1 protein-coding gene is annotated in these 2,443 nt (G+C 28.4%); it reads left to right on the forward strand.

Going from position 1 to position 2,443, the window contains the following annotated elements:
• Positions 1–2,443: sensor histidine kinase (locus tag AC15TD_RS07935; RefSeq protein WP_484451602.1), on the forward strand; the 2,443-nt coding region annotated here is incomplete at both ends.

Below are 2,443 nucleotides of genomic sequence, written 5' to 3' on the forward strand. Positions count from 1 at the left end.
ACAATATTATATTAGACATCCATCAAGATAAAAATGATATCATGTGGATAGCAACTGCTAACGGCGGACTTGTAAGATTGGTTGAGGATAACGGATTTAAAAATGCTGATAGATTAATTGTTAACCCGGAATTAGAAGGTCATTTAAACATATTATCCGTTCACAAAAATGATAACACCCTCTTTATAGGTACTGTGTTTAGCGGCGTATTTTACGGGAAAGACTTTTCCCAATTAAAGCAAATTAAAGAGATTGGTAATGAACGGACATACACTCTTTATGAGTATAATAAAAAACTTTTTATTGGAACGGGTAGAGGTTTTTTTATTTTTGATCTGGTCTTAGAAAAAATTATTTTTAAATCTGATATTATAGGCAAAGCCACATCTTTTTATGTTGATAACGAACGTAATCTATATATTGGATCACAGCAACAAGGCTTAGCTATTGTTAAATTAGATAGTATTAACAATAGAGAAGCCTATGTTTTTTATTCAGAAAACTCAAAAGGCAAAAGAAAATTAGAGAGTAATAGAATAACCTCAATACAGGAGGATCTTAATCATAATATTTGGGTTGGCTCTTATAATGGTATTCACCTTTTTCATAAAAAAGAAAAGACGTTTATAAATCAATCTTTCCTATTAAAAGAAAAACTTCCTAGCGTTATTATTAATTCAATTTCAATAAAAGGCGATAATATTTGGCTAGCAACACCAAGTGGACTTTTTAAGCTTAATTATAGAAATGATAAATTAACACTTTTAGAATCAGTGACTAAAGAGAATGGACTGAATAGTGATTTTATTTGTGCGGTTACTTTCGATAAAAACTCAAATATTTGGTTTAGTACACATACCGAAATTGTAAAATACAACGAAGTAAATAAATCACTATTCAGTTATGGAAGTATTAATGGCGTAAAAACGACATCGTTCAACAATTCAAGTTTCTATAATTATAAAAACGATGAGATTTATTACGGAGGTATTGATAATATTACTTTTTTTAATCCTAATAATATTACTGATGTTAATGCTGTGCCAGAAATAATTTTTACGGATTTAAGAATAAACAATAACCTGATTCAATATGAAAAGGGGAGCAAAATTCTTGACAACAATATAAATTACGCCAAAGAAATCAAATTGACTCATAAAGATAATTTTTTTTCTACGTCGTTCGTAGCGAATGATTTTTTAGGGAAACTTAATATCAAATACCGTTATAAATTAGAAGGATACCAAAATTCCTGGATTGATTTACAAGATCGTAATGAAATAAACTTTGCCGGACTTGCACCAGGTAATTATTTACTTCATATTGAAGCTTCTCGAGATAATCAAAATTGGAGCAAGCCAAAGTCTATAAAGATTGCCATGCTTACATCTCCATGGAAAAGCCCTCTAGCTATCATAGGATACCTTATAACCCTAATTTTAATAGTTTATTATTTTATAAGATCAAATAAAACCAAGTTAAAATTAGAAAATAAACTTGAAATAGCCAAAATAGATAAGGAAAAGGAAATGGAATTAACTGAAACTAAGTTGAATTTTTTTACAAATATTTCGCATGAGTTTAGGTCACCATTAACACTAATTATAGGACCTTTAAAAGAACTTATAGAAAACGAGAAATTATCACCCAAAGCTTTTAAAAATCTAACTTTAATTGATAAAAATACCAGTAGACTGCTAAACTTGATTAATCAATTACTAGATTTTAGAAAAGCAGATCATGGTTTGTTGAAGTTAGACGTTTCAAACGGAAATTTTGTTAGATTTTCTAATGAAGTATTTTTATACTTTAAAGAAGCTGCCAAAAGAAAAAATATCAAGTATAAGTTTAAAACTTCGGAAGAAGAAATCCTATTTCCTTTTGATAGAAATAAAATGGAAATTGTTTTATGTAATTTACTTTCTAACGCCATAAAATATAGCCAACCAGAAGATCGCGTAACCTTGAAGGTTTATACAGATAATGAGTATTGTATTTTCTCTGTGAAAGACTCAGGTATAGGTATTAAAGGTGAATACTTAAGCAAAATATTTGATAGGTTTTTTCAAATAAAATCTGGTAATACAGCGCGAATGGTAGGAAGTGGAATTGGCTTAACATTTTCAAAAAAAATTGTTGAATTGCATCATGGTACGATTGAAGTAACAAGCGAGAAAAATATTGGAACCGAGTTTACAATTAAACTATCAATGAATCCGAAACTTTATGGAGACACTTTAAATGAAAACTTCCTTAATACTGATAATATAAAAGCTTACAATAAGAAAAATCTTGACCTTTCAGTTAAAAATTTAAATATCAATGCAAAGGATTACTCTATTTTAATTGTAGATGATAATATTGATATTTTAGATTATTTAAATGATATATTATCAGATGATTATAAAGTTTTAAAGGCCGAAAATGGAGATATTGGCTATGA

The organism is Yeosuana sp. (genome assembly GCF_057126245.1).